27 protein-coding genes are annotated in these 26771 nt (G+C 73.5%); 18 read left to right on the top strand and 9 right to left on the bottom strand.

All coding sequences use genetic code 11. The features are described from left to right. The first annotated feature begins 340 nt into the window (after nucleotides 1-340). The 7 genes from FHX44_RS41725 to FHX44_RS41695 all read left to right on the top strand — a co-directional run bounded on the left by FHX44_RS41725 (nucleotide 341) and on the right by FHX44_RS41695 (nucleotide 7164). Nucleotides 341-1834 carry a potassium/proton antiporter gene (locus tag FHX44_RS41725; protein WP_147260793.1) on the top strand — a complete coding sequence of 498 codons (1494 nt, stop codon included), beginning with the start codon at nucleotides 341-343 and terminating at the stop codon, nucleotides 1832-1834. A gap of 8 nt (nucleotides 1835-1842) precedes the next feature. Then, on the top strand, nucleotides 1843-2433 hold the full coding sequence (gene lspA / locus FHX44_RS41720) for a signal peptidase II (RefSeq protein ID WP_425469176.1): 591 nt from the start codon (nucleotides 1843-1845) through the stop codon (nucleotides 2431-2433). A 37-nt stretch (nucleotides 2434-2470) separates the two neighbouring features. Further along, entirely contained in the window at nucleotides 2471-3355 is an 885-nt protein-coding gene (locus FHX44_RS41715; protein WP_147261908.1) for an RluA family pseudouridine synthase, read from the top strand. A gap of 90 nt (nucleotides 3356-3445) precedes the next feature. After that, nucleotides 3446-4120, top strand: a complete 675-nt coding sequence (locus FHX44_RS41710; protein ID WP_147260791.1) for a hypothetical protein — start codon at nucleotides 3446-3448, stop codon at nucleotides 4118-4120. 98 nt (nucleotides 4121-4218) lie between these two features. After that, nucleotides 4219-4929 carry a DUF998 domain-containing protein gene (locus FHX44_RS41705; RefSeq protein WP_170309259.1) on the top strand — a complete coding sequence of 237 codons (711 nt, stop codon included), beginning with the start codon at nucleotides 4219-4221 and terminating at the stop codon, nucleotides 4927-4929. After that, nucleotides 4926-5948 (top strand): DMT family protein, encoded by a 1023-nt coding sequence (locus tag FHX44_RS41700; RefSeq protein WP_147260789.1) that lies wholly within the window; start codon nucleotides 4926-4928, stop codon nucleotides 5946-5948. The genes FHX44_RS41705 and FHX44_RS41700 overlap by 4 nt, the downstream gene beginning before the upstream one ends. 37 nt (nucleotides 5949-5985) lie before the next feature. Then, on the top strand, nucleotides 5986-7164 hold the full coding sequence (locus tag FHX44_RS41695; RefSeq protein ID WP_246170882.1) for a glycosyltransferase: 1179 nt from the start codon (nucleotides 5986-5988) through the stop codon (nucleotides 7162-7164). 22 nt (nucleotides 7165-7186) lie between these two features. On the opposite strand, the gene FHX44_RS41690 is transcribed toward FHX44_RS41695, so the two are convergent. Then, complete coding sequence (locus FHX44_RS41690; protein ID WP_147260788.1) at nucleotides 7187-8251, bottom strand: glycosyltransferase family 4 protein; 1065 nt, start codon at nucleotides 8249-8251, stop codon at nucleotides 7187-7189. Next, nucleotides 8248-9153: an alpha/beta fold hydrolase gene (locus FHX44_RS41685; protein WP_147260787.1), complete on the bottom strand. Its 906-nt coding sequence runs from the start codon at nucleotides 9151-9153 to the stop codon at nucleotides 8248-8250. Before FHX44_RS41685 ends, FHX44_RS41690 begins: the two co-directional genes overlap by 4 nt. Nucleotides 9154-9693: 540 nt before the next feature. Here FHX44_RS41685 and dnaE point away from each other — a divergent pair. After that, nucleotides 9694-13248 carry a DNA polymerase III subunit alpha gene (dnaE, locus tag FHX44_RS41680; RefSeq protein ID WP_147260786.1) on the top strand — a complete coding sequence of 1185 codons (3555 nt, stop codon included), beginning with the start codon at nucleotides 9694-9696 and terminating at the stop codon, nucleotides 13246-13248. Nucleotides 13249-13252: 4 nt separating this feature from the next. Here dnaE and FHX44_RS41675 read toward each other — a convergent pair whose 3' ends face one another. After that, entirely contained in the window at nucleotides 13253-13555 is a 303-nt protein-coding gene (locus tag FHX44_RS41675; protein ID WP_212612901.1) for a type II toxin-antitoxin system VapC family toxin, read from the bottom strand. Between the two features lie 85 nt (nucleotides 13556-13640). After that, nucleotides 13641-14498 carry a PaaX family transcriptional regulator gene (locus FHX44_RS41670; RefSeq protein WP_147260785.1) on the bottom strand — a complete coding sequence of 286 codons (858 nt, stop codon included), beginning with the start codon at nucleotides 14496-14498 and terminating at the stop codon, nucleotides 13641-13643. Nucleotides 14499-14807: 309 nt separating this feature from the next. On the opposite strand from FHX44_RS41670, the gene FHX44_RS41665 reads away from it, so the two are divergent. Both FHX44_RS41665 and FHX44_RS41660 read left to right on the top strand, forming a co-directional pair. Beyond that, on the top strand, nucleotides 14808-16964 hold the full coding sequence (locus tag FHX44_RS41665) for a SulP family inorganic anion transporter (RefSeq protein WP_147260784.1): 2157 nt from the start codon (nucleotides 14808-14810) through the stop codon (nucleotides 16962-16964). 22 nt (nucleotides 16965-16986) lie between these two features. Then, nucleotides 16987-18012 (top strand): GNAT family N-acetyltransferase, encoded by a 1026-nt coding sequence (locus tag FHX44_RS41660; protein WP_147260783.1) that lies wholly within the window; start codon nucleotides 16987-16989, stop codon nucleotides 18010-18012. Here the strand turns inward: FHX44_RS41660 and FHX44_RS41655 are convergent. Together FHX44_RS41655 and FHX44_RS41650 are read right to left on the bottom strand one after the other, a co-directional pair. Then, nucleotides 17955-18869, bottom strand: a complete 915-nt coding sequence (locus tag FHX44_RS41655; protein ID WP_147260782.1) for a Dyp-type peroxidase — start codon at nucleotides 18867-18869, stop codon at nucleotides 17955-17957. The two genes, FHX44_RS41660 and FHX44_RS41655, sit on opposite strands and share 58 nt — an antisense overlap. Next, a complete protein-coding gene (locus FHX44_RS41650; RefSeq protein ID WP_147260781.1) occupies nucleotides 18866-19543 on the bottom strand; it encodes an HAD family hydrolase in 678 nt (225 codons plus the stop codon). Before FHX44_RS41650 ends, FHX44_RS41655 begins: the two co-directional genes overlap by 4 nt. 36 nt (nucleotides 19544-19579) lie before the next feature. Between FHX44_RS41650 and FHX44_RS41645 the strand changes: the two genes are divergently transcribed. Genes FHX44_RS41645 through FHX44_RS41615 form a run of 7 tightly spaced genes read left to right on the top strand, consistent with a single transcriptional unit; the run spans nucleotide 19580 to nucleotide 23852 of the window. Then, nucleotides 19580-20728, top strand: a complete 1149-nt coding sequence (locus FHX44_RS41645) for an 8-amino-7-oxononanoate synthase (protein WP_246170881.1) — start codon at nucleotides 19580-19582, stop codon at nucleotides 20726-20728. After that, the gene (gene bioD, locus FHX44_RS41640; RefSeq protein ID WP_212612900.1) at nucleotides 20725-21417 is read left to right on the top strand and encodes a dethiobiotin synthase; all 693 of its coding nucleotides are present in this window, start codon (nucleotides 20725-20727) and stop codon (nucleotides 21415-21417) included. Before FHX44_RS41645 ends, bioD begins: the two co-directional genes overlap by 4 nt. Next, entirely contained in the window at nucleotides 21414-22421 is a 1008-nt protein-coding gene (gene bioB / locus FHX44_RS41635; protein ID WP_246170880.1) for a biotin synthase BioB, read from the top strand. The genes bioD and bioB overlap by 4 nt, the downstream gene beginning before the upstream one ends. Further along, entirely contained in the window at nucleotides 22421-22600 is a 180-nt protein-coding gene (bsaP, locus tag FHX44_RS43715; protein WP_147260779.1) for a biotin synthase auxiliary protein BsaP, read from the top strand. The genes bioB and bsaP overlap by 1 nt, the downstream gene beginning before the upstream one ends. After that, nucleotides 22578-23144: a GNAT family N-acetyltransferase gene (locus FHX44_RS41625; protein ID WP_147260778.1), complete on the top strand. Its 567-nt coding sequence runs from the start codon at nucleotides 22578-22580 to the stop codon at nucleotides 23142-23144. The genes bsaP and FHX44_RS41625 overlap by 23 nt, the downstream gene beginning before the upstream one ends. A gap of 41 nt (nucleotides 23145-23185) precedes the next feature. Next, entirely contained in the window at nucleotides 23186-23455 is a 270-nt protein-coding gene (locus tag FHX44_RS41620; RefSeq protein ID WP_147260777.1) for a type II toxin-antitoxin system Phd/YefM family antitoxin, read from the top strand. A gap of 1 nt (nucleotide 23456) precedes the next feature. Beyond that, complete coding sequence (locus FHX44_RS41615) at nucleotides 23457-23852, top strand: PIN domain-containing protein (RefSeq protein WP_147260776.1); 396 nt, start codon at nucleotides 23457-23459, stop codon at nucleotides 23850-23852. Between the two features lie 10 nt (nucleotides 23853-23862). On the opposite strand, the gene FHX44_RS41610 is transcribed toward FHX44_RS41615, so the two are convergent. After that, complete coding sequence (locus FHX44_RS41610) at nucleotides 23863-24387, bottom strand: CGNR zinc finger domain-containing protein (protein ID WP_147260775.1); 525 nt, start codon at nucleotides 24385-24387, stop codon at nucleotides 23863-23865. A 26-nt stretch (nucleotides 24388-24413) separates the two neighbouring features. Here FHX44_RS41610 and FHX44_RS41605 point away from each other — a divergent pair, with 26 nt between their 5' ends. After that, nucleotides 24414-25466: an EamA family transporter gene (locus FHX44_RS41605; protein WP_147260774.1), complete on the top strand. Its 1053-nt coding sequence runs from the start codon at nucleotides 24414-24416 to the stop codon at nucleotides 25464-25466. Here the strand turns inward: FHX44_RS41605 and FHX44_RS41600 are convergent. Further along, nucleotides 25359-26042, bottom strand: a complete 684-nt coding sequence (locus FHX44_RS41600) for an LON peptidase substrate-binding domain-containing protein (RefSeq protein WP_147260773.1) — start codon at nucleotides 26040-26042, stop codon at nucleotides 25359-25361. The genes FHX44_RS41605 and FHX44_RS41600 overlap by 108 nt on opposite strands. Nucleotides 26043-26046: 4 nt before the next feature. Then, complete coding sequence (locus FHX44_RS41595; protein ID WP_147260772.1) at nucleotides 26047-26754, bottom strand: NUDIX hydrolase; 708 nt, start codon at nucleotides 26752-26754, stop codon at nucleotides 26047-26049. Nucleotides 26755-26771: the final 17 nt, after the last annotated feature.

The following is a 26771-nucleotide window of genomic DNA, read 5'->3' as shown; positions in this document are numbered from 1 at the left end:
GCTGGACTCGCCGTGTTGAGATGCCGGACTCGCCCGGGCAAGGGGAGCCGTGCGTTCGAGCGCCGCGAGTCTTGCGTTCGAGCGCCGCGAGTCTTGCGTTCGAGCGCCGCGAGTCTTGCGTCCGGGCGCCGCGAGTCTTGCGTTCGGGCGCGGCGAGTCGTGCGTTCGGCGCGGCGAGTCCATCGTTCGAGCACGGTGAGTCTTGCGTTCGGGGCGGCGAGTCGCGCGATCGTGCCGGCTCCCGGCTCGCTCGCACGTCCGGCCCGCCGTCGCCCGGTAGGGCGGGTTGCGGCAGCCCCCGTCACCTGCGCCGATACCGTGTAGCGGGGCGGAGGTGGGCATGGCGAGCCTGGAGATGGTGCTCGGCGTCGCGGCCGCCGTGGTGCTGCTCGGGGTGTTCGCCGTGCGGGTCTCGGTCCGCCTCGGGCTGCCCTCGCTGCTGCTCTACCTCGGGATGGGGATCCTCCTCGGCGAGTCCGTGGTCGGCATCCAGTTCTCCGACGCCCCGCTCACCGAGTCGATGGGGTGGGCCGCGCTGGTGCTGATCCTCGCCGAGGGCGGGCTGACCACGCGCTGGAGGGCCGTGCGGCCGTCGCTCGGCGTGGGCATCGCGCTCTCGACCGTCGGGGTGATCGTGAGCATCGGCGTGGTCGGGGTGGCGCTGCACCTGCTGCTGGGCCTGGACTGGCGCGCCGCGTTCCTGTGGGGCGCGGTGCTGGCCTCCACCGACGCCGCCGCCGTGTTCAGCGTGCTGCGCGGGGTGGGTGTCTCACCGCGGCTGGCCGGGATACTGGAGCTGGAGTCCGGCTCGAACGATGCGCCCGTCGTGATCGCCGTCGTCCTGCTGGCCTCCGACGATCCCATCACCTGGCTCACCCCGCTGCTGGTGGTCTACGAGCTGGGAGCGGGCGGCGTCCTCGGGGGGCTCTTCGGGCTCGGCGGGGCGTGGGCGCTGCGCCGCGCCGCGCTGCCCGCCACCGGCCTGTACCCGCTCGCGACCCTCGCCGTCTGCGTCCTCGCCTACTCGGCGGGGCAGCTCGCGCACGCGTCGGGCCTGCTCGCGGTGTACGTCGCGGCGTTGGTGCTGGGCAACGCCGATCTCCCGCACCGCGGCGACGTCCGCTCGTTCGCCGAGGGGATGGGCTGGCTGGCGCAGATCGGCCTCTTCGTGCTGCTCGGTCTCTTCGCCTCGCCGCCGCGGCTGGTCGACGCGATCGTCCCGGCGCTCGTGGCGGGGGTCGTGCTCATCATCGCCGCCCGCCCGCTGTCGGTGCTGGCGTCCGCGGCGCCGTTCCGGGTGCCGTGGCGGGAGCAGGCGTTCATGTCCTGGGCCGGCCTGCGCGGGGCGGTGCCCATCGTCTTCGCGTTGGTCGCGTTCATCGAGGGGGCGCCGAGCGGGCAGGCGTTGGTGGACGTCGTGTTCGTGCTGGTCGTCGTGCTCACCCTGCTGCAAGGCACGACGCTCCCGTGGGTCGCGCGGCGCCTGGGGGTTTCGCGGGAGGCGGAGCCGCGGGAGCTCTCCGTGGACGCCGCCCCGCTCGACGAGCTCTCCGCCGATCTGCTGCAGGTGCACGTGCCCGTCGGGTCGCAGCTGCGCGGGGTGTACCTGCGCGAGCTGCGGCTGCCGCGGGGCGCCATGGTCAGCCTCGTCGTGCGCGACGGCCAGGGCTTCACGCCCACGGAGGACACCAGGCTGCGCGAGCTCGACCAGCTGCTCGTCGTCACCACGGCCAAGGCGAGGCAGGCCGCGGAGGCCCGGATCCGGGCCGTCGACCAGCGCGGGCGCCTCGCGCGCTGGCACGCCGGACGGGAGGCGACGGACGGTAGGGGATGATGGAGGATGTGAGCGAGCACGCGAGTCAGCGATCAGAGCCGGGTGAAGCGCCGGCGAACCCGACCGGGCCCAAGGTCCGCCTGCTGGCCCTGATCGCCGTGGTGGTGCTCGCCCTCGACGTCGTCACGAAGGTGGCCGCGGTCGCGCAGCTCGAGGACCGCGCGCCGGTGGAGATCCTCGGCGGCCTGGTCTACCTGCAGCTCGTGCGCAACCCCGGCGCCGCCTTCTCCCTCGCCACCGGCTACACGTGGGTGCTCACGATCGTGGCGATCGCCGTGGTCGTGGTGATCGTGCGGGTGGCGCGGCGGTTGAGGTCCACGGGGTGGGCCGTCGCGCTCGGGCTCGTGCTCGGTGGCGCGCTGGGCAACCTCACCGACCGCCTGTTCCGCTCGCCCGGCCCGCTGCACGGGCACGTCGTCGACATCGTGTCGCTCCTCGCTCCGGACGGTCGGGTGTGGCCGGTGTTCAACCTCGCCGACTCCTCGATCGTGTCCGGGGGCGTGCTGCTCGTGCTGCTCGCCCTGCTCGGGAGGGAGCTCGACGGCACGCAGACCGGCCGGAAGCAGACCGCGAAGGGGGTCGAGCCCGCCGGTGAGTGACACCCGCCAGCTCCCGGTGCCCGACGGCCTCGACGGAATGCGCGTCGATGCCGGCCTGTCCAGGCTGCTCGGCCTCTCCCGCACGGCGGTGGCCGCGCTCACCGAGGACGGTCGGGTGGCCGTCGACGGGCGGGCGGCCGGGAAGTCCGACCGGCTGACCGCAGGCTCGTGGCTCGAGGTGCACCTGCCGGACCCCGAGCCCGTCACGGCCATCACCGGGCCCGAAGAGGTGGTGGCCGGGCTCACCGTGCTGCACGCCGACGACGAGATCATCGTCGTCGACAAGCCGGTCGGCGTGGCGGCCCACCCGAGCCCGGGCTGGACCGGCCCCACCGTGCTGGGCGGACTCGCCGCGCTCGGCTACCGCGTCTCCACATCGGGTGCCGCCGAGCGGCAGGGCATCGTGCACCGCCTGGACGTCGGCACCACCGGAGTGATGGTCGTCGCGGCCGCCGAGCACGCGTACACGGTGCTGAAGCGTGCGTTCAAGGAGCGCACGGTCGACAAGCGCTACCACGCGGTGGCCCAGGGCCACCCCGACCCGTCCAGCGGCACGATCGACGCTCCCATCGACCGGCACCCGCGCCACGACTACAAATTCGCCGTGGTGGCGGGCGGCAAGCCCAGCGTCACGCACTACGACACGATCGAGGCGTTCCGCGCGGCGTCCCTGCTGGACGTGCGGCTGGAGACCGGCCGCACCCACCAGATCCGCGTGCACCTCGCGGCCCTGCGCCACCCCTGCGTCGGTGACATCACCTACGGAGCCGACCCGGTGCTCGCGAAGCGCCTCGGGCTGCAGCGGCAGTGGCTGCACGCCCGCTCGCTGGGCTTCGAGCACCCTGGCGACGGGCGTTGGGTCGAGTTCACCAGCCCCTACCCGTCCGACCTGGAGCGGGCCCTCGATCTGCTGCGTGACTAGTGCTGCCCGCACCGGCGGCCCCCGGACGTCCGGTGTCCCCGCGATGTGGACACTGGACGATCGGACGGAACCGGGGGCAGGGGGTCGGGCGTGACCGGGCGGGCCAGGACGGGGGTGCTGCTTGCGTGCGCCGCCGTCGTGCTGTTCTCGGCCTGGTACGCAGGCTCCCGGTTCCCCTCCTCCGCCCCGGCCCCCGCGGCGGGGTCGGTGCGCCTCGGCCCGGAGCCGGGGGAGGAGGTGGCCGCTTACCAGCAGCGGCTGCCCGCCGAGCTGCCCGCGCCGGGGACGACGGTGCTCGCGCTCGTGCAGTTCACCACCGAGCTGCCGGCATCGGCGGCGGCCCAGGCGGTCCCGGGCACGACGCCGGTCACGGCGGTGCTGCGGGTGCCGATGCCCCGCGTGCAGACCGCGCTGCGGTTCGAACCCCTCGGGGAGGGCATGCCGGTGCCGGCCGCCCTCGACGTGGCGCGGCAGCGCGCGCAGCAGCAGGCGGTCGCCGATGCGCAGCGGCAGTCCGGCCGACCGGCGGCCGTGGCGGCGGCGGAGGCCGGGGCGCTGGGCGATCCGTCCGCCCCGTGCGTGCTCGCGCTACTGGTCCGGGCGGAGCGGGCGGCCCTCGACGCCGTGGCCGCTCGACCCGACGTGCGGGCCGTGCACGCGGCGCCTCCCGGGGTCACCGCGCGCGAGCTCGCCATCTCGCCGCTCCTGCCCGCGCAGGTCGAGCGCGCCGACCCGCTGCCCGACGACGCCCCGGTGCCGTCGTGAGGCGTGGTATCCCGGGCCAGGGGGTGGGGGTTTTCCCCCGGATGGACTCGGTGGAGATCCTGATGTCCGTCTCAGAGCTGGGCTGGCACGGTAAGCGCATGACGTCGACCGGGGGGAGCGGGCGCGAGTCCGCGGGAGTGGCGTGGGCGGGGGAGTCGATCGTGACGGCGTCCGTGATCGTCGCGCTGCTCCCACTCGGCTTCCTGCACATGAGCAGCATCGGGTCGATCGATCCGCTCACGGCGGTGATCAGCGACTACGTGTTCCAGCCGGGCGGCTACGCGCTGCTCGGCTCGGCCGCGATCAGCCTGGCGGTGGCCTGCGTCGTGATCGCCACCGGCCTGCGCCGCGCCGAACTGCCCGCCCCGCGCGTTCCCACGCTGCTCTTCGTCAGCGCCGCGGTGGCGCTCGTGCTCGTGGCGCTCTTCCCGACCCACACCCCGGGCACAACTCCCGGGCTGATCTCCACGGTGCACCGGGCCGCGGGTGGGTGGGTGTTCGCGGTGTTGCCGGTCGCTGCGTGGCTGGTGGCGGTGCGGGCCCGCTCGACGCCCGCGTGGCGACCCGCCGCCGTGCCGCTGACGTGGGCGACCGGCATCGCGGGTGCGGTCAGCGCGTTCTTCATGCTGAATCATGTTCCGATCGTTATCGCCGGTTCACCGTTATTTCCCTTCCTCGGCGGGGTGCAGCGTGTTCTCTGTGCAGCGGTGATAGTGGTACTGGTGATGACGGCCCGGGCGACCCGGCTCGCAGCAGAGCACGTCCTCGAGCCGGTGCCGCTGTCCCCGAGGTTGCGGGGTGCCGCATGATCAGGATGATCGGTGAACTCGCCGGACCCGGGATCGCCATCGCGCTCGCCCTGCTCGGGGCGGCGTGTTTCGCCGGGGCCGCCGTGCTGCAGCACAGCGCGGTCAGCGCGGGCTCGCGCCGCGAGGACGACGACCGGCCCGGCAAGGTGCTGTCGCTGCGCGGCCTGCGTGAGATCACCCGCCGCCCCGGCTGGCTCGCCGGTCTCGCCCTCGCCGGCGGGGGATCGGTGCTGCACGCCACGGCGCTCGTGCTGGCTCCGCTGTCGGTGGTGCAGCCCCTCGGCGTGCTGGCCGTCCCGATCGCGGTGCTGCTCACCGCGATGCGCACCGACCGCAGGCCGGCGCCGGGCGTGCTCGTCGGGGTGCTGCTGTCCATCGCGGGCGTCGCCGTGTTCGTCGGCGCCGCGGCCGGCACCGCCGTCAGCTCGCCCCCGCCCGACCAGGCCACCCTGATCGCCAGCCTCGTCGTCGCCGGTGCCGTGCTCGCGCTCGCCGGTCTGGGCCTCGCCCGCTCGGGCTGGGTCCGCTGCATCGCCTGCGCGACGGCGGGGGCGGCGGCGTTCGGCCTGGTGTCGGCGCTCGTGCGGGCCGTGTCGCAGTCGGTCGTCGCGGGCGACGTCGGGCCGCTCGAGCTGCCTGTGCTCGCCGCGGTGGCCGGCGCGGGCGCCGCAGTGCTCGTCGGCGGGTGGCTCGTGCAGCAGGCGTTCGCGTCCGGGCCTCCGGAGGTGGTCATCGCCTGTCTCACCGTCGTCGACCCGATCGTCGCCGTGCTGCTCGGCGCCGTGCTGCTCGGTGAGGGCGTCGCCACGCCTGCCGACACCTGGTTCCTGCTGGCCGGCGCCGCGATCACGGCCACAGCGGGCGTGATCGCGCTCGCCCGCCACCACCCCGACGCTGCGGCCGCCCGCGCCGCCCGCCTCGGTCCGGGGGCCGCGGCATCGCCGCTGCCGGTCCCACCGTCCCAGCCGTCCCCGCCGGACGCGCAGGCGCGCCCGGCCGATTCCGTGCACCGCCGGTGATCCCCAGCACCGGTACCCACCCGAGAGGACACATGCCGTGAAGCCGCTTCGGATCATGATCGGCGCGGAAACCTACCCGCCCGACGTGAACGGCGCCGCACGCTTCGCCGAACGCCTGGCCACCGGGCTCGCCGGACGCGGGCACGAGATCCACGTCGTGGCCCCCTCACCAACCGGGCCCCCGTCGCGCGAGGTCCGCGACGGCGTCACGGTGCACGGGGTGCGCTCGCACCGCTACTACCAGCACGACGGCTTCCAGGTCTGCATGCCGTGGGAGGCCTTCCCCGCCACGTCCGCGCTCATGGACGAGCTCGACCCGGACGTCGTGCACACCAACGCGCACATGGTCGTCGGGCGCGGCATCGTCAGGGCGGCGCACCGCACCGGGCGCCCGCTCGTCGCCACCAACCACCTCATGCCGGAGAACCTCATCGGCTACAGCCCGATCCCGCGGCCGCTGCGGCGCGCGTTCCACGCGTGGGCGTGGCGCGACCTCGGCCGGGTCTTCGGCAAGGCGCAGGTCGTGACGGCCCCGACCCCACGTGCGGTCGAGCTGCTCGTGCGCCACGCGGGTCTCGTCGACGCGATGCCGGTCTCGTGCGGGATCGACGCCGACCGGTACCGGGCCATCCCGCACAACCCGGGCCCCGTCCCCACCGTGCTGTTCGTCGGCCGGCTCGACCAGGAGAAGAGGGTCGACGAGCTGATCAGGGCGTTCGCCGCGCTGCCTGCCGGGATCGCCGGCAGGCTGGAGATCGTCGGTGACGGTGCGCGTCGCGAGGAATGGACCGCGCTCGCCGCCGGGCTCGGCGTGGGCGAGCGGGTGCGCTTCCGCGGCTTCGTCTCCGAGCAGGAGCTGCTCGAGGCGTACGCGGGCGCCGACGTGTTCTGCATGCCCGGCGTCGCCGAGCTCCAGAGCCTCGTCACCCTCGAGGCGATGGCCGCGGGCCTGCCCGTGGTGGCCGCCAACGCGATGGCGCTGCCCCACCTCGTGCGCCCCGGCCGCAACGGCTGGCTCTACACCCCTGGCGACGTGCAGGAGCTCACCACGCGGCTCGCCGCGCTGCTGGGCGACGCCGCCACCCGGCGCCGGATGGGCACCGCGAGCCGCGAGATCGTGGCCGCCCACGGGTCCGAGGCCACCCTCGACCGGTTCGAGGGCATCTACGCCCAGGTGCTCGGCCGCGAGGCCGTGGCGGCGCGCCGGGCGGCCTGAGTCCCTGCCTCGAATCTCTGAGTCAGCGGGCGGCGGCCACCCGTTCCAGGAGGGCCAGCAGGACGCGGGCCGATGCCTCCCAGCTGTAGCGGGCGGCCTGCGCCCGGGCGGCCGCGGAGCGCCGCTCCCACACCTCCGGGTCGTCGAGCTCCTTCACCGCCTCGACGAAGCCGTGCACGTCGTCCGGGTCGACGTAGGTCGCGGCGTCCCCGCCGACCTCGCGGAACACCGGGATGTCGCTGACCACCAGCGGGGTGCCGAGTGCCATCGCCTCCACCAGCGGGATGCCGAAGCCCTCGTCGCGGGAGGCGCAGACGAGCGCCGTGGCGCCGCGCAGCACGTCCCGGTAGGTCTCGTCGCTCGCGCCGTCGTGGAACACGAGCTTCCCGCCCGGCGCGAGCGCGGTGAGCCGGGCGCGCTCGTCCGGGCTGATCCGGCTCATGAGGTGCAGCTCGTGGTGGGGGAGTGCCGGCATCGCACCGGCCAGGGTGCCCACGTTCTTGTAGGGCATGAACGAGCCCATGTAGACCAGCGCGCCCGTGCGCGGGGCGCGCGGCAGGTCGGGGACGGGGTCGGGCGCGTTCGGCACCACCGTCACGGGGCGGCGGGTCAGGTGGTGCTGCGCGATCAGCGCCGCCGTCGTCTCCGAGACGGTGACGACGGCGTCGGCCCGGTTCAGCAGCACCCGCTGCGGCCACCACGCGAGGTGGAAGAGCCGCCACAGCAGGCGGATCGGCAGCGCGAACTCCGGCGGCGGGGTGCGGTTGCGGTAGTAGATGAGGTCGTGCAGCGTCAGGACCAGCGCGTGGTCGCGGCCCCAGCTGCCCATCGTCTGCATCGGGGAGAACACCACGTCCGCCCCGATCCGGCGCACCTGCCGCGCGACGAGCGGCTCCCGGATGCTCGTCGGCGCGCTCACCCGGTGCCACGGCAGATCCGGCAGCGCGGCGAGCTGGTCCTCGTGGCTCACGAGCAGCTCGACGCCGGGGTGCAGCGTCGCGAGCTCGGTGGCGAGGCCCACGGTGTAGCGGCTGATCCCGTCGTGGTGGCCGGTGCGGACGTACCGGCAGTCGATCAGGATCCTCACGGCGCGGGGTGCAGGGCCGTGACGAACGAGGTGATCTCGCGGGCCACCGCGGCGGGCGCCTCGTAGTGGGCGAGGTGCCCGGTGCCGGGCACCACGGCGAGGCGGGCGTCGGGGAACCGCCCGGCCAGCGCGCGCTGCGCGGGGAGCGGGGCGATGTCGTCGCGCTCGGCCGCCACGAGCAGCGTCGGCACACCCACCGCGGGCGCCGACTCCGCGACGTCGTGCCGCACCGACGCGTGGAACGCCTCCAGGAGGGTGCGCCGGTCGGCGAACGTGGAGAAGTACCGGTCGTGCTCCGCGTGGATCCAGCGGCGCAACACCGGGTCGGGGGTGGTGGCCATGGCGACGCTCGCGATGCGGGTCATCAGCCGGTGACGCAGCAGCGCGGTGCCGGCCCGCTCCGGCAGCGCGGCGGCGAACCGGTGGTAGAGCACGGTGAGACCGGTCATCAGCCGCCGCGGCCCGGCGAGCGCCGACGCCGCGATCGGGTTGACGAGCACCAGCCCGCGCACCGGGGCACCCTGCGCGACGGCGGCAGCGGTCACGATCGAGCCGAACGAGTGCCCGGCCAGCACCGCGTCGCCACCCGGCGCGACGGCGGCGAGCAGGTCCCGCGTCCACGCGGCGTAGCCGCCGATGTCGTGCCGGTCGGACGGGAGCGGCACGGACGTCCCGAACCCGGGCACGTCGGGCACGACGACCTGGGCGCCGTCGAGGTGGGCGACGATCGGCTCGAGGCCGTGGTGGTCCCCCCGCAGGCCGTGGACGAACACGATCCGGTGCGGGGCGTCGTCCGGCCCGTAGACCCACAGCCGCGTGCGCCCGCCCCGCAGCTCGAGCGACTCGGCGCGGACGGGAACCCGCGCGACGAGGTCGGTGTAGGGGGAGGTGTCGAGGGCCATCGCAGGGGAGTCTAGTGAGCCTCGCGCACCCGCTTCGCGCTCCCGCGCCCGGTCGACGGCCGGCGTCGGCCGACGACGGGTGCGTGGGCGGAGTCCGGGTGCGGGACGGTCACGACCGCGCATACCCCGGTGCGCCGCGGAGGCTTGATCAGCAGTTCGGCGCACTCCCGGTCGAATCCGGCCGTTTTCGCGCCGAAGCGCTGATCATGGCCGTGGAGCCACCGGAGGCCTTCGAGGCCCGGCCGTCTGCTCGGGGCCGATTGATGCACACCCCTTCGCTCCCGCACCTCGTTCCGGTCCACGCCACCCGCCCATGGGCACGTCGGCCGACTCCGGGCGCACGGGCCGACACGCCGGTCGGTGGGATGAGCAGGGGGTTCGGTCGGGCCGGTACCGGGTTCGCGGAACTGTCGGGGGCCAGAGCTAGATTGAGCCGTCCCAGCACCCTCGTCGCCCGGCGGCTACGCCGTCGGCGGCGGAGGTCAGGTTCTGCGTGTTCGCGCGCCGCCCCGGCGGCGCCAGGAGGGAGCTCCCCACCCCATGGCGGCCAGCAGCACCGACAGCTTCGTCCACCTGCACACCCACACCGAGTTCTCCATGCTCGACGGGGCGGCGCGGCTGGACGACCTGTTCAAAGAGGCCGCGCGGATGGAGATGCCGGCGCTGGCGATGACGGACCACGGCAACGTCTACGGGGCCTACGAGTTCTGGCGCAAGGCCAAGGCCCACGGCGTCAAGCCGATCATCGGGATGGAGGGCTACCTCTCGCCGGGGTCCCGCCACGAGCGCAAGCGCGCCACGCTGGGCGGCCAGCAGATCAGCGACGACAACCCGGGTGAGATGTACACCCACATGACGTTGCTGGCCGAGAACACCGAGGGGATGCACAACCTCTTCCGGCTCTCGTCGCTGGCGTCGCTCGAGGGCTACTACTACAAGCCCCGCATGGACCGCGAGCTCCTCGAAACCTACGGCAAGGGGATCATCGCCACCACCGGCTGCCCGTCCGGTGAGGTGCAGCGCCTCCTGCAGCAGGACCGCTTCGACGACGCCTGCCAGGCCGCGAGCGACTACCGCGACATCTTCGGCAAGGACAACTTCTTCTGCGAGCTGATGGACCACGGCATCGCGATCGAGAAGCAGGTCCAGGAGGCCCTGTTCGATCTCAAGAAGAAGCTCGGCCTTCCCGGCCTGGCCACCAACGACCTGCACTACACCTACGCAGAGGACGCCAGGCCGCACGAGGTGCTTCTGTGCGTGCAGACCGGCAAGACCCTCGCCGACCCCGGCCGCTTCAAGTTCGACGCGCAGGACTTCTACCTCAAGTCGGCCGCCGAGATGCGCGCCCAGTGGGACCCGCAGTTCCCCGAGGCGTGCGACAACACGCTGTGGGTCGCCGAGCGGGTGGACGTCGGGTTCACCGAAGGCCAGGACCTCATGCCGCGCGCCCCCGTCCCCGAGGGGGAGACGGAGGAGAGCTGGCTGGTCAAGGAGGTCGAGCGCGGCCTGCACATGCGGTTCCCCAACGGGATCACCGAGCGGTACCGCAAGCAGGCCGAGTACGAGGTCGGCGTCATCATCCAGATGGGCTTCCCCGGCTACTTCCTCGTGGTGGCCGACCTCATCCAGCACGCCAAGTCCGTCGGCATCCGGTGCGGCCCCGGCCGCGGCTCGGCGGCCGGCTCGCTGGTGGCGTACGTCCTCGGGATCACCGACCTCGACCCGATCGAGCACAAGCTGATCTTCGAGCGGTTCCTCAACCCCGAGCGCATCTCGATGCCCGACATCGACATGGACTTCGACGAACGTCGGCGCGGCGAGATGATCCGCTACACCACGGAGAAGTACGGCGAGGACCGCATCGCGCAGATCATCACGTACTCCACGATCAAGGCGAAGGCCGCGATCAAGGACTCGGCGCGGGTGCTCTACGGCCAGCCCGGCTACGCGGTGGCCGACCGCATCTCCAAGGCGATGCCGCCCGCCGTCATGGGCAAGGACATCCCGCTCTCGGGCATCTTCGACCCGTCCCACAAGCGGTACGCCGAGGCCACCGAGGTCAGGGCGCTCTACGAGGCCGACCCGCAGGTCAAGGAGATCATCGACACCGCGCGCGGGCTGGAGGGCCTCAAGCGGCAGTGGGGCGTGCACGCCGCCGGCGTGATCATGTCGAGCAAGCCGCTGATCGACGTCATCCCGATCCAGCGCCGCGAGGCCGACGGCGCCATCATCACGCAGTTCGACATGGGCGCCTGCGAGACGCTCGGGCTGCTGAAGATGGACTTCCTCGGCCTGCGCAACCTCACGATCATCGACGACGCGCTGGCCAACATCGAGCTCAACGGCAAGCCAAAGCTCGAGATCGAGAGCGTCCCGCTCGACGACCCCAAGACCTACGAGCTGCTCGGCCGGGGCGACACGCTGGGCGTGTTCCAGCTGGACGGCGGGCCGATGCGTGACCTGCTGCGCCGCATGGCCCCCACCGAGTTCGACGACATCTCCGCCGTCGGCGCGCTGTACCGCCCCGGCCCGATGGGCGCCAACGCCCACAACGACTACGCCGACCGCAAGAACGGCCGGCAGGAGGTCACTCCGATCCACCCGGAGCTGGCCGAACCGCTCAAGGACATCCTCGGCGAGACCTACGGCCTGATCGTCTACCAGGAACAGGTCATGGCGATCGCCCAGAAGCTCGCGGGCTACACGCTCGGCAAGGCCGACCTGCTGCGCCGCGCGATGGGCAAGAAGAAGAAGGAGATCCTCGACAAGGAGTACGCCGGCTTCGCCCAGGGCATGAAGGACCACGGCTACTCCGAGGCCGCGGTCAAGACGCTGTGGGACATCCTGCTGCCGTTCTCCGACTACGCGTTCAACCGCGCCCACTCCGCGGCCTACGGCGTGGTCTCGTACTGGACGGCCTACCTCAAGGCCAACTACCCGGCCGAGTACATGGCCGCGGTGCTCACGTCCGTCCGCGACGACAAGGACAAGGCCGCGGTCTACCTGGCCGAGTGCCGCCGCATGGGCATCACCGTGCTGCCGCCGGACGTCAACGACTCGGTGCGCAACTTCGCGCCGGTCGGTGCCGACATCCGGTTCGGCCTGGGCGGCATCCGCAACGTCGGCGAGAACGTCGTCGACGCGATCGTGGCGGCCCGCAAGGAGAAGGGGGCGTTCACCGACTTCTCCGACTTCCTGCGCAAGGTCGACGCGGTGGTCTGCAACAAGAAGGTCATCGAATCCCTGATCAAGGCCGGCGCCTTCGACTCGCTCGGCCACCCGCGCAAGGGCCTGCTGCTCGTGCACGCCGACGCCATCGACGCGGTGATGACCACCAAGAAGGCCGCCTCGATGGGGCAGTTCGACCTGTTCGGGTCGATGGACGGCTCGGGCCCGTCGGAGCTCGACGCCGTGTTCGACGTGAAGGTGCCCGACGACGAGTGGGACAAGAAGCACCGGCTGGCCGTCGAGCGGGAGATGCTGGGTCTCTACGTGTCCGGCCACCCGCTGCAGGGCCTGGAGCAGGTGCTGCTGTCCAAGTCGGACATGTCGATCTCCGCGATCCTCGAGGGCGCCACCGACGGCCGGATCGCCGACGGACACCAGGTCACCATCGGCGGCATCCTCACCGGCGTGAACCGGCGGGTGAACAAGAACGGCGAGCCGTGGGCGTCCGCGCAGCTGGAGGACCTCGCCGGTGGCATCGAGGTGCTGTTCTTCCCGCGCACGTACCAGGTGGTCGGCGTCGACGTGGCCGAGGACGCGATCGTGCTGGTCAAGGCCCGGGTCAACAAGCGCGACGACCGCGTCTCGCTGATCGTGGCCGACCTCGCGGTGCCCGACCTCTCGGCGGGCGCAGGCGGTGCGGGTGCCCCGGTGAAGGTGAGCATCCGCACCGAGCTCGTCACCCCGCAGCGGGTGTCGAAGCTCAAGGAGGTCCTGTCGCACCACCCGGGCACGTCGGAGGTTCACCTCAACCTCGTCTACGGCAGCAAGACCACCACGTGGAAGCTCGACGACGGGCTCAAGGTCACCCACTCGTCGGCGCTGATGGGCGACCTCAAGGCGCTGCTGGGGCCGGGCTGCCTGGGCTGATCGGTCAGGTGTCTCCGGGAGCCACGAGCCGGACACCGGGAAAGTACGTCCGGTAGCGGGTGGCGTCGCGGGTGAGCAGCGTCAGGCCGAGCACTGCGGCATGTGCGCCGATGAAGAAGTCCGGGAGTGCGGACGTCCGCGTGCCGCCGCGCTTGCGGTAGGTCTGGAAGCACCTCGCCGCGAGGAACGCGGCGGGCCACGGCATGTTCGCCCGGATGAAGCGGTCGGGACCGAGCGCAGCGTCCAGGGCCTCGATGGTGGAGAACCGCAGGGAGACCTCGCCGTAGACGATCTGGTTGATCAGCACTGGCCCTTGTTCGAGGGCTTCCCCAAGCCGGTCCGACGACCACTGCGCCCACTTCGGGTCGCGGGTGAAGACGTCGAGTAGCTCGTCAGCCGAGCGTGCCGACCGTCTCCTGCCAGTGCCGCTGGGCCTCCCCGCCCCACCGGGCGTGGAGGGTGTCGAAGAGCGCGGCGGCGCGGGCGCCCGCCCACTCGTCGGGCAGCAGCTCGGCGGGGAGCTTGGGGTCCAGGAACGGGAACCGGCGCCAGGCGTGGACGAGCAGGATCTGGTGGACGAGCACGTCGCTCGACTCCACCGGGGTGGCGTCGGCGAAGGACTCCAGGAACTCCTCGTAGGCCGTCTCCACCTCGGCGAGATCCCATGCCTGCTCCACCACCTGGCGCTCGCTGCCGATGGCGCCGAACGGGCCGACGAACGAGCTGGTGACGGTCGTGAGCCCGAGGTCGGTGATCACGTCGGCCACCTCGTCCTGCTTGCCCGGATCGGGGGTGAGCCAGACGCCGGGGGCGGGTGAGCCGAGCCCGGCCCACGCGAGCCGGGTGCGCAGCCGGTGCCGCAGCTGGCGCCGGGCCTCCGGCACGCTGACGAGCAGCACGAGCCAGCGCCCGTCCCACGGCGGCACGGCGGTGCCGAAGCCGTAGATCCGGGCGGCGCCGTCGGAGAGCAGCCTGCGGCCCTGCTCGGTGAGCGACCAGCGGACGCGCCGGCCCGCGCGGTCGGATCCGAGCAGGCCCTCGGCGGCGGTGCGGGCGAGCGCCTGGCGGGCGGACTTGGGTTCCACGCCGAGGCCGCCGAGGACGTCGATGAGCACCTGCGTCCATACGGGCTGGTCGCGGGGGAGTACGAACTCGCCGAGCACGGTGAGGAGCAGCGAGCGGGCGCTCGTGGCGCCGAGCTCGCGGCGCCGGGAGAGCGCCGGGTGATCGGTGTCGGCGGCGGTGCTCATGGCGGCTGAGGGTAATGGGGCCGATCTGTCCGGGCCCACCTGCGCGTACCTCGGCGAAGGATCACCGGATCGGATGGACCGCAGATACCCACGAAAGGGGCAAAACGGGCGGCTGATGGTCCAAACGGACGAGCCTCCGACCAGTATGGATCACGCGGTTGCAGATGAACATGAATACCGGGTTAAACCGGTTCACGCGGTCTCCGACCGGACGAAACCGGCGGAACGGACAGCGGAAGGAGGTCGTTTCCGGATCACCGTGCCCCGATCGTTGGCACCCTCCCCGACGTCGACCGTTCGGAGCTTCCGATGACCACCTCGCTGCCCCGTCCCGCTCAGCACGCCCCGCCCCGCCGCCGCGACGCGGTGCGGGCCGACGTGCTCGCCTCGCTCGTCGTCTTCCTCGTCGCCGTTCCCCTTTCCCTCGGCATCGCCCTCGCCTCCGGTGCGCCGCTGATGGCGGGGTTGATCGCCGCGGTCGTCGGGGGTGTGGTCGTCGGGCTGCTCGGCGGCTCCCCGCTGCAGGTCAGTGGGCCCGCCGCCGGGCTGACCGTCGTGGTGGCCGAGCTGGTGAGCCGATTCGGCTGGCAGACCACGTGCCTGATCACCGCAGGCGCGGGCCTGCTGCAGATCGCGTTCGGGTGCGCCCGGATCGCCCGGTTCAGCCAGGCCATCCCGCCGGCCGTGCTGCACGGGATGCTCGCAGGCATCGGCATCACGATCGCGCTCGCGCAGCTGCACGTCGTGCTCGGCGGGAGCCCGCCGACGGGCGCCCCGGGTGCGCTGGCCGAGCTCCCGGCCCAGGTGGCGCAGGCCCGGCCGGACGCCGTGCTGATCGGCGCAGCCACGGTCGCGCTGCTCCTGCTGTGGCCGCGGCTGCCGCGCCGGGCGCGCGTGCTCCCGGGCGCGCTCGTCGCCGTCGGCACCGCCACCGCACTCGCCCTGCTGATGCCCGGTGCTCCCCGCGTCGACCTCCCGGGCAACCTGCTCGAGGCGATCGAGCTCCCCACGCTGCTGCCGGATCTGCCGTGGGCGGGCATCGCCGGCGGGATGCTCACGATCGCGCTGATCGCGAGCGTGGAGAGCCTGTTGTCCGCCGTCGCCGTGGACCGGCTGCAGAGCGACGCCGGCCGCTGGGCCCCGCGCGCGAACGCGGACCGCGAACTCATCGGCCAGGGTGCCGCGAACACGATCTCCGGCGTCCTGGGCGGGCTGCCCGTCACCGGGGTCATCGTGCGCAGCGCCACCAACGTCGAGTCCGGGGCGCGCACCCGGGCGTCCACAGTGCTGCACGGGGGGTGGATCGCGGTGTTCGGGATCGCGCTCGTGGGCGTGGTCGAGCTGATCCCGCTCGCCGCGCTCGCCGGGCTGCTCGTGGTGGTCGGGCTGCAGCTGGTGAAGCCCGCGGACCTGCGAGCCGCCCGCTCGCACGGCGAGCTGGTGGTCTACCTCGGCACGGTCGCGGGCGTGCTTCTGCTGAACCTCCTCGAAGGGGTCGCGATCGGCCTCGTGCTGGCCGGCCTCGTGATGCTGCGCCGGGCAGCCCGTGCCCGGGTGCGGATCGTCGAACCGGACGGTGCCGAGCCGTGGCGCGTCATCGTCGAGGGCACGCTCAGCTTCCTGTCGGTGCCCGCGCTCTCGCGCACCCTGGCCACCGTGCCTGCGGGTGCTCCGGTGCGCGTCGAGCTCGTCGTCGACTACCTCGACCACACGGCGTTCGACCACCTGGACGCCTGGACGGCCCGGCGGCGCGCGAGCGGAGCGGAGGTCGTCGTCACCGAGCCGGGAGCTCGCGTGCAGGGCGACCGGCCGCGCCACGGTTACGCCACCTGGTCGCAGTGGCAAATGACACCGGGGCAGGAGGTCGACCACACCCCGCACGCGCCGCTCCTCGCCGGCGTCGCCGCGTACCACTCGGACGCGGCGGAGATGATCCGGCCGACGCTGGAGAAGCTCGCCCACGGACAGGCCCCGAAGGGTCTGCTGCTGTGCTGCGCCGACTCGCGCGTGCAGCCCAACCTGATCACCCGCAGCGGCCCGGGCGACCTGTTCACCGTGCAGAACGTCGGCAACCTGGTGGCCGGGACGTCGATGCGCGCCGCGCTCCACTACGCCACCGAGGTGCTGCGCGTCCCGCTGATCGCGGTGTGCGGCCACTCGGGGTGCGGTGCGATGCGCGGGCTGCTCGACGGGGCGCAGCAGCCCGGCGACCCGCTCGGCGACTGGCTCGCCTCGGGCGCTCCCAGCCTGGAGGCGCTGCGTGCCGGGCATCCCGTCGGGAAGGCCGCGCTCGCCGCGGGCTACGGCGAGGTCGAGGCGCTCGCCATGGTGAACGTGGCGCAGCAGCTGGCGGCCTTGCGAGCCCACGGCGTCGACGCGGCGCTGCTCGGGCTGTTCTTCGACATCCCGACGGCGCGGGTGCTCGTGCTCGACGAGGAGGCGCAGGAATTCCGCCGGCCCGTCTGATGATCGGGCGTACGGTGCGCCGGTGGTGAGCGACCTCCCCGACGACCTGCTGGCCCGGCCGCTGCGAGCCTCCGACGCGGAGCGCTGGGCCGCGCTCCTGCAGGCCGTCGAGGAGGTCGACCGGCGCAACGAGAACCTCGATGCCGAGGACTGCGCCGAGGAGCTCGCCGACCCGGAGCTCGATCTGGAGCGCGACACCCTCCTCGTGCTCGACGGGGACGGACGGGCGGTCGCCTACCAGGTGGTCCGCCTCCGCGCCGGGCCGCCGCCGGAGCCGCGCCTGCACGTCGACGCCGCCGTGCACCCGGCGCACCGGAGGCGGGGGATCGGCACGGCGCTGACGGCCGCGGCGCGCCGGAGGGCCGACGAACTGGGCGCGGCGGTCGTCACACGGCTGGCCGAGTCGGCGTCCGACGCGATCGCGCTCGCCGAGTGTGCCGGGATGCGGCCGGCGCGGTGGTGGTCGGAGCTGCTGCGTGACCTCGCCGTCCCGGTCGAACCGCTCCCGCCGCCTGCCGGGATCACGGTGGTCGGGCTCGGCCCGCCCTACGAGGCGGCGCGCTGGGACGAGCCGCTGCGCCTGGCCCACAACAGCGCGTTCGCCGGCCACTGGGGATCGGCGGCGGTCGGTCCCACCGCCTGGGCGCACCACCGCACGGGCACCCGGGCGTTCCGCCCGGGGAACTCGGCCGTCGCCCTCACCGGCGACGGCTCCATCGCCGGGTACGTGCTGAGCTACGAGTTCCCGGCCGACACGGCGCGCAACGGCGCGCGCGACCTCTACGTCGGGACGGTGGGCACCCTTCCCGCCCACCGCGGGCGCGGGATCGCAGGCGCCCTGCTCGCGCACGTGCTGCAGGGCGCGGCTGCCCAGGGCTACGCCACCGCGTCCCTCACGGTCGACGCCGAGAACCCCACCGGTGCGCTCGGCGTGTACGACCGCGCGGGCTTCCGTCTGCACCGCCGTGAGGTGACCTACGTCCGGCCGGGTCAGTCCTCCTCGGGCGGTGCGAACCGGGCGAGCGCGTCGATCGACGGAACGGTGTAGTAGGCGCCCGTGACGGGCTGGGTGTAGCGGGTCAGCGCGTCGCGCACGCCGTCGCCGACACCCGCCATCCGCCGCAGCATCTCCTCCAGGCGCCACTGGTCGCAGCTGAACCCGACGAACGCGGTGCCGTGGCGGGAGACGCTGCCGAAGGCCACGTTGCGCCGGAAGATCGGCAGCTCCTCACCGTCGACCTCGAGGACGGTGCGCGCCACGTGGCTGTCCGCGGGCTTGGCCTCGTCGTCCAGCTCGATGCTGTCGGGCTTGGTGCGGCCCATGACGTTCTCCTGGGCGTGGACGGGGAGGCTCTCCCAGCCGTCGCCGTCGTGCTCCCACATCTGCACGAGCACCACGCTGCTGCCGGCGCCCGGCTCGCCGGCGGGCACGAGCGCGGCCGCGGGCGCCTCCAGCAGCGACGGGTTCTCCGTGCCGTCGATGAACCCGGTGAGGTCGCGGTCGTGGCGGTACAGCCACCCGGTCGTCTCGCGGCGCAGCCGCGCCACCGGCGCGAGCCCGGCGACGATCGCGCGGCCGTTGTCGAACACGGCCGTCCGGTCGCCGCCCGCCACCCACATCCACGCGTCGTGCTGCGTGGCCGGCATCGCCCAGCCGCCCGCGCCGACGAGCGGCTGCTCGAAGCCGCGGGCCGAGGCGGGCACGTCGCCCGGGTCGGCAACATCGGCCCACAGCTCGGGCCGGAACCCGACGACGAGGTTGACCCCGCCGGTGGTCGAGAGCGGGTCGACCAGCCCGGCGGCCGCCCGCACGAGGTCGACCGGCTCGGCGTCGTGCGCCAGGTCGAACTCGAGGTACCCGTGCTCCGGGGTGCCCAGCGCGAAGATTCCCGGTTGCGCGTTCACGACCGTGCTTTCCCGTTCACCGTCTCGACGGTCGCGGTGAGTCCGCGGAGGTCGGGCAGGACGGCGTCGGCGATCGAGGGGTCGCGCTCGTCGGCCTGGCGGTTGATCCACACCCGCGGCACGTCGAGGGCCTTCGCGGGCTCCATGTCGTGGAAGTAGCTCTGCGCCACGTGGACCCACCTGTCCCGCGTGGCGCCGAAGGACTCCTCGAAGCGGGTGAAGTGGTTGTGGTTCGGCTTGTACGAGCCGACCATCTCGGCCGTGACGACGGTGTCGACCGGGGCGCCGAGCCGGCGTTGCGTCTCGCCGATGATGTCCTGGTCGCAGTTGGTGAGCAGCGCGATCCGCCAGCCCGCCGCACGCAGCTCGGTCAGGCTCGCCGCGACCTCGGGGAAGACCGGCCAGTACGGGATCGTGTCGCCGAGCACGCCCTCGTCGACCTCGCGCAGGTCGAGCTGGGCGTCACGGGCGGTGCGCCGCAGCGCCTCGGCCATCACGTCGCGGTAGCGCATGCCGGGGAACTCGGTCTGCACCGCGGGCTCGTGGCCGTTGTAGACCTCCAGCAGCGTCGTGCCCTGCCCGGGGAACAGCAGGTCGATGCCGTTCGCGATGCCGTGCCGCCAGTCCACGAGGGTGCCGAAACAGTCGAACGTCGCCCAGCGGATCGCAGTCATGCGCTCATCCTCGTACGCGGGTTACCGTCTGCGCTCGTGACGTCCCCCGAACCCGCGCACCCCCTCGCCTGGCTCGAACCGCACGCCGCCCGCCGCCGCGCCGCCGGCCTGCGCCGGGCGCTGCGGCCCAGGACACCGCGCGAGCCGATGCTCGACCTCGCCGGCAACGACTACCTCGGTCTCGCCACCGACCCGCGGGTCGTCGAGGGCGCGGTGCGGGCGGCGCGGACCTGGGGGGCGGGCTCCACCGGGTCCCGGCTGGTCACCGGCACCACCACCCTGCACACCGAGCTGGAGGCCGAGCTCGCCGACTTCTGCGGCGCGGAGTCCGCGCTCGTGTTCTCCTCCGGCTACGCCGCCAACCTCGGTGTGCTCACCGCGCTCGCCGGCCCGGACGCGCTCGTCGTGTCGGACGCGGCCAACCACGCCTCGCTCATCGACGGCTGCCGGCTCTCCCGGGCGCGCGTCGCCGTCGTCCCCCACGACGATCCCGAGGCCGTCGACGCCGCGCTGGCGGCGCGGACCGAGTCCCGGGCGCTGGTGGTCACCGAGAGCGTGAACAGCGTGGACGGCGGCCTCGCACCGCTGTCGCAGCTGCACGCGGTGTGCCGCAGGCGCGGCGCGCTGCTCGTCGTGGACGAGGCGCACGGGCTCGGCGTGGTGGGCGCGGGCGGGCGCGGCCTGCTCGCGGACGCCGGGCTGGCCGGGGCGGACGACGTCGTGGCGACGATGACCCTGTCCAAGGCGCTCGGCGCCCAGGGCGGCGCGGTGCTCGGACCGGCGGCGGTGACGGCGCACCTCGTGGACTCCGCCCGCTCGTTCATCTTCGACACCGGGCTCGCGCCGGCGGCCGTGGGCGCCGCGCGCGCCGCACTGGCCGTGCTCCGCGCCGAGCCGGAGCGGCCGGGCGCCGTGCTGCGGGTGGCCGCCGCGCTCGCGGCCGCCGCCGGGGTGCCCGCGCCGCCGTCCGCGGTGGTGGCGGTCGTGCTCGGCGCACCCGACGTCGCCGTGGCCGCGGCCCGCCGGTGCGCCGAACGGGGCCTGCGCGTCGGGTGCTTCCGGCCGCCGTCGGTGCCGGAAGGCACGAGCAGGCTGCGGCTCACCGCCCGCGCCACCGTGACCGACGCGGAGCTCGCGCACGTCCGCACGGCGCTCGCCGACGTCCTCGCGCTGGTGGACGCGTGATCCTGGTCGTCACCGGCACCGGCACCGATGTCGGCAAGACGATCGTCACCGCGGCCGTCGCGGCAGTCGCAGCCGCTCGGGGACAGCGGGTGGCCGTGCTCAAGCCCGCGCAGACCGGTGTGGCGGACGGCGAGCCGGGGGACGTCGCCACCGTCCAGCGGCTCGTGCCCGGAACCACCGGCCGCGAGCTCGCCCGCTACCCCGACCCGCTCGCTCCCGCCACCGCTGCCCGGTGCGCCGGGCTTGAGCCGGTCACGCCGCAGGCCGCGGCCGACGCGGCCGTCGCGCTCGCCGCGGACCACGACCTGGTGCTCGTCGAGGGGGCGGGAGGGCTGCTGGTGCGGATGACCGACGACGCCACCCTCGCCGACGTCGCCGCGCTCCTCGCGGCCCCGGTGCTGGTGGTCGCCGCTGCCGGGCTGGGGACGCTGAACGCCACGGAGCTCACCGTCGAGGCGCTGCGGCGCCGCGGGCTGACCTGCCCGGGGATCGTGGTCGGGGCCTGGCCGGCCGAGCCGGACCTCGCCGCCCGCTGCAACCTCGGCGACCTGCCCGCCACCAGCGGCGCCCCGCTGCTCGGCGCGCTCCCCGACGGTGCCGGCGCGCTGGACCCCGGGCGATTCGCGGCCGTCGCGCGTCACAGTCTGGCGCCCGAACTGGGTGGCGGATGGCAGACTCCCGACGCGTGACGACGACGCAGTTCGCCATCCTCGACACCGCCCGGTCCCAGGTCCTCGAGAAGGGGGTCGGCCTGGACGAGGCGCAGGTGCTCGACGTCCTGCGGCTGCCCGACGAGGCGCTCGAACCGCTGCTGGAGCTGGCGCACGAGGTGCGGATGCGCTGGTGCGGGCCGGAGGTCGAGGTCGAGGGGATCATCTCGCTGAAGACCGGTGGATGTCCGGAGGACTGCCACTTCTGCTCGCAGTCGGGCCTGTTCGACTCGCCGGTGCGCTCGGCCTGGCTGGACGTGCCGTCGCTCGTGGAGGCGGCGAAGCAGACGGCGAAGACGGGGGCGACGGAGTTCTGCATCGTCGCCGCCGTGCGCGGGCCCAACGAGCGGCTGATGGCGCAGGTCGCCGCCGGCATCGCGGCGATCAAGGACGAGGTGGACATCAACATCGCGTGTTCGCTGGGCATGCTCACCCCGGAGCAGGTCGAGCAGCTGGCCGCGATGGGCGTGCACCGCTACAACCACAACCTCGAGACCGCCCGCTCGCACTTCCCGAACGTGGTCACCACGCACACGTGGGAGGAGCGGTGGGAGACACTTCGGATGGTGCGCGAGGCGGGGATGGAGGTGTGCTGCGGCGGGATCCTCGGGATGGGGGAGACGCTCGAGCAGCGGGCCGAGTTCGCCGGGCAGCTGGCCGCGCTCACGCCGGACGAGGTGCCGCTGAACTTCCTCAACCCGCGCCCGGGCACGCCGTTCGGCGACCTGGAGCCGCTGGATGCGCCGGACGCGCTGCGCGCCGTCGCCGCGTTCCGGTTGGCGCTGCCGCGCACGGTGCTGCGGTTCGCGGGTGGGCGGGAGATCACCCTCGGCGACCTGGGCGCGCGGCAGGGCCTGCTGGGCGGGATCAACGCGGTGATCGTCGGCAACTACCTGACCACGCTCGGGCGCCCGGCGGAGGCCGACATCGATCTGCTGGGCGAGCTCCAGATGCCGATCAAGGCGCTGAACGAGACGATCTGATGTTCTGCGACCAGTGCGGGACGCCGGCGGCGCAGGGCGAGCACGTGCGCTGCGCGGACCGGCGCGCGCTCGAACCGCCGCGGTACTGCCCGGACTGCGCGCGCCGCATGGTCGTCCAGGTCACGCCGACGGGCTGGACGGCACGGTGCAGCCGGCATGATGAGCTCACCAGCCGCTGAGCCCTCGTGGGCGCTGGTCTGGGAGGACGACATCACGCCTTCCGGCCATGCCCGGCTCGCCGACCTGCTGGCACTGGCCTTCCCCCGCTCCACGGCCTTCGTGGGAGCGCGCAGCTGGTCGAGCGGTCGCCCGGAGCTGCGGCTGGTCGCCCGGCGCGACGCCCGCGCGGTGGCGCACCTCGGGATCCTGCGCCGGTTCCTGCGCGTGCCGGAGCGCGACGCATCGGTGCTCGTGGGGGACGTCGGGCTGGTCGCCGTCGCGCCGGGGGAGCAGGGCTCGGGCCTCGGCCGTGAGCTGCTGCGTCGCGGCGACACCGCGCTCCGCGGTCTCGACGTGCCGTTCGGCTACCTCACCTGCGGGGACCACGTCGCGCCGTTCTACGAGCGCTGCGGGTGGGTTCGGGTCTCCGGGGGGACGCGGATGATTCGCGCCGACGGCCGGGTGCAGGTGTACGGCGGGGTGTCGATGGTGCGGGAGGTGCACGCGTCCCTGGCCGCGTGGCCGGACGGGTGCCTGGTGGACCGCAACGGGCTGGAGATCTGAGGCCGTAGCGGTTCCGTAGCACGAAACTGCTACGGTGACCGATGCCAGAGACCATAGCCCAGCGGCAGCTGCGCAACGACAGCGGCGAGATCATGCGGCGCGTGGAAGCGGGGGAGAGCTTCGTCATCACCCGCAACGGCAAGCCTGTCGCCGACCTGGTGCCCCATGCCGACAATGCGCGAAGGCGGCGGTATACGGGTCGGGAGCTGCAGGAGATGGCTCGCCGGCTGCCACCGATCGACGTGGAGCAGTGGCGCCGCGACCGCGAGGCGGACGATCTGATCTTCGGCGACGACCGCCTCGACTACTGACGTGTACGCCCTGATCGACACCTGCGTCCTCATCGACCTGGCGAGCGTCGACTTGGGAGACCACCGGGACTCGGTCCTGGTCGTGAGCGCGGTCAGCCTCGGAGAGCTCGCGTTCGGCTCGGACTCCGGACCGGATCCAGAAGCTCGGCAGATCCGGCTGCGCCACGTGCTCGACAGCTACGAGATCCTCCCGTTCGGCGTCGAGGAGGCGAAGCTCTACGGCGTCCTCGTGACGCTCGTCCGGGCCGCCGGTCGCAACTCGCGGCCCCGTCGCCTCGACCTGCAGATCGCCGCGACCGCTGCGGCGGCCCGCGTGCCATTTCTCACCGCGAATCCGGTCGACTTCCTCGGCGCCGACCGGCTCGTCGACGTCGTGCCGGTGGAACGCTCCGTCTGACGCCCACCGATCATCCCCGCCTGCGGCGCCTGCGGTGGTCGGCGACGTGGGCCTGGTTCGCGCAGCGGGTGCTGCAGAAGCGGCGTCTGCCGTTGCGTGAGGTGTCGACGAAGACGGTGTCGCAGCCGGGCCGGTCGCACCGGCCGATGCGGCCGGGGTCGTCGCAGAGGGCGTGGGCGAGGCCACCCACCGTGTAGGCCTTGATCCGGTGCACGAGAGGTGCGTCGTGCTCGGCGTAGTGGAAGTGCGGGGCCCGGCCGTCGTGCTGGGAGATGTAGGGCGGGGCGGCGACGTCGGCGAGGAGTTCGTTGAGCAGCCGGACGCGCCCGGTCACGTCGGGTTCGGCGAACACGGCGCGCAGCCGGTCGGCCCACCGGGCCAGTTCGCGGGCCTGAGCGGGGTCGACGTCGTGGGCCGGCCGGTAGTCGTAGGTCGTCAGGACGTCGTCGACGGCGTCCGCGGTGGCGGCGGGTCCGGCGTTGACGAGGGCGACCGCGAGCTGTGCTGCCGTCCCGCCGTAAGGGTTGAACTGCACTAGGGCATTACAACAGGCTGGTGCCCATGGACACCAGCGTGCAGCGCCCGACCGGTCGGTTCGTGGGCTTGTGGTTGGCGCTCGGCGCCGCCCTGGCGATGGGGAGTGCGGCGGTCGCGATGAAGGCACTGGGAACCATCGGGCTGCCGGCCGTCAACGTGGTCCAGGCGCGGCTGGTGGTCGCCGCGGCGGCGCTGATGGCCGTGGCGGTGCTGGTGCGCCGGGGCCGGGTCGGCGTGGCGCGGCGGGACTGGTGGCTCGTCGGCGCCTACGGCGTGATCAGCCTCGCGGCCAACCAGCTGGTGTTCATGATGTCGCTGTCCCGGCTGTCGGTCGGGGTGGCGTTGCTGCTGGAGTACCTGGCCCCGGTGCTGGTGGCGCTCTGGGTGCGGTTCGTGCGACGGGAGCCGGTGTCGGGCCTGGTGTGGGTCGGCATCGTGGGCACGCTCCTGGGGCTCGCGATGGTCGCGCGGCTCTGGGCGGGGGTCACGCTGGACGGGATCGGAGTCGTGCTCGGGTTGCTCGCGGCGGCGACCATGGCGTCGCGGTTCGTGCTGGCCGATCGAGGGCTGCGCCGCCACGACCCGCTGGTGCTGGCGGCGTGGGGCACGACGGTGAGCGCGGGAGCCCTGCTCCTGACCGGAGCGATCGCGCCGTTCCCGCTGGACGCGCTCGCGCGGCACGTGGAGCTGAACGGCACCGCCGTGCCGGCGGCTCTGCTGGTGGCGTGGGTCGGGCTGGTCGGGACGGCCGGGGGCGTGCTGCTCGCGGTGGCCGCGCAGCGGCTGCTTCCGCCGACCGCGGCGAGCCTGGTGCTGACCCTCGAGGTCGTGGTGGGCGCCGGGTTGGCCTACCTGGTCATCGGGGAGGGGCTCGCGGCGGCTCAGGTACTGGGCGGCGCGGTGATGCTCGGCGGGGTGGCGATGGCGCAGGTCGCGATCGTTCGTGGGCCGCGGAAGCGATCGGCGTACTCAGTTGACGCTGTGGTCCACCGCGTAGGTGGTGATCGGCGCAGGCACCGCCCTGAGCTCGGAGAGCAGGCCGGCCTCCCGGGCCAGGAGCACGCGCACCAGTCGTAGCCGCTCGATCGGGGAGGTCAGCTCCAGCAGGCGCTGGCGGTCGCCGATGGGGAGCAGGCAGTCCGCGGCGAGGACGTGCGGGAGCGTGCCGGGTTCGACGTCGGGTTCCGGTTCGGCCCATTCGCCGGTCCGCCAGGCGGCGGTGCAGTAACGGCGGTGGGCGGCCCGGGCGGCGGTGGACAGGATGCGGGTGAGCTCTCCGACCGCGGCATCGTCGGCGGGGTCGTCGGGGAGGGGCTCCACCGAACCCATCAGGTACGGCTTCGACTCGGTGTCGACGTCGAGCAGCTGGAACCGGCGTGCGCCCTTGGTGACGAGGTCGAAGCGGCCGTCGGGCAGTCGCTGGACGTCGCGCAGCACCGCGGTGCAGCCGACGGTGTGCAGCCCTGCGATGCCGTCGTCGTCGGGGGCCCAGCCCTCCCGGACGGCGACGACGCCGAACTCGCGGTCGGGCACCGTGCCCGTGACGAGGTCCACGGTGAGCTGCCGGTAGCGCGGCTCGAAGACGTGCAGTGGCAGCGTGGCTCCGGGCAGTAACACCGTGCCCAGCGGGAACAGCGGGAGCGTCTCGGCCACGCCGTTACGGTACGACCCCGCGGGTCGCTTCGCCCGACGCGATGGGTGGTCGCAGCACGGCGAAAGCGTCGGTCACGCGCAGGGTGCGCTCGGTGAAGCGGAAGAGCGCCGCCGGCCGTCCCCCTGCGGGCCCGGGCGGGGCGACCTCGCCGGTCGGTTCGAGGACCTGGCGCCGCGTCAGGACGCGCTGCAGGTTGGTGGCCGACACGGGGTGCCCGAGTGCGGCGACGTACAGGTCCCGCAGGGCGGAGATCGTGAACTCGCGGGGCGCGAGCGCGAACCCGAGGTTGGTGTAGGACAGCTTCGCGCGCAGCCGGTCGCGGGCGTCGGCGACGATCACGGCGTGGTCGAACGCGGTCGGGGGGAGCGCGGCGAGCGGGTGCCATGCGGTGTCCGGGGGCACGGCCGGGTCGGCGTCGGACGGCACGAGCCCGAGGAACGCGGTGGCGACCCGGCGGACGTCCGGCACCCGGTCCGGTCGGCTGAACACTCCGAGCTGCTCGACGTGGGTGACCTCGCGCAGGTCGACCTTCTCCGCGAGCTGGCGGCGGACCGACCGCTCGACGTCCTCGTCGTCGCCGAGGAGCCCTCCGGGCAGGGCCCACCGCCCGGAGTCGGGCTCGCGGGCCCGTTGCCAGGCGAGCACCTGCAGGCAACCGTCCCGGATCTGCAGCACCGCGGCGAGCACCTCGTGCTCGGTCGGGCGCGTCATGGTCGGATCGTAGGGTG

The organism is Pseudonocardia hierapolitana, from assembly GCF_007994075.1.
Lineage (GTDB): Bacteria > Actinomycetota > Actinomycetes > Mycobacteriales > Pseudonocardiaceae > Pseudonocardia > Pseudonocardia hierapolitana.
This window is presented reverse-complemented; position numbering and strand designations above follow the sequence as displayed.